The sequence below is a fragment of the Nitrobacter sp. 62-13 genome, assembly GCF_001896955.1.
Lineage (GTDB): Bacteria > Pseudomonadota > Alphaproteobacteria > Rhizobiales > Xanthobacteraceae > Nitrobacter.
Genome location: NZ_MKRN01000059.1, coordinates 4,163 through 4,418, shown reverse-complemented (window position 1 = coordinate 4,418; position 256 = coordinate 4,163). Strand labels below are relative to the sequence as shown.

Annotated in this window: 1 pseudogene; it reads left to right on the top strand. The window is 66.0% G+C overall.

The features are described from left to right. A pseudogene (locus BGN91_RS06125) lies at positions 1 to 256 on the top strand (hypothetical protein); the annotation flags it as partial.

The following is a 256-nucleotide window of genomic DNA, read 5'->3' as shown; positions in this document are numbered from 1 at the left end:
GAGGGAGGCGGCCCCATCAATACGCTGGAGCACGCCATCCATCGTAGCGGTCGCGAACTCATCATCTACGCGGCCGAGCTGACCAGGGCGGGCCCGCAGCCGAAGCGGGTCGCCACCAAGCCCTCGTCCAAGCAGGCCGACCAGGTGCGCGAGATCGACCATATCCTCTCCAAGGCCGTGCCGCTCGCAGGCACGTTGGGAGAGCGCTACCTTGCTTCCCGCGGATTATCAGCTCCGGACTGCACGGACCTTCTGT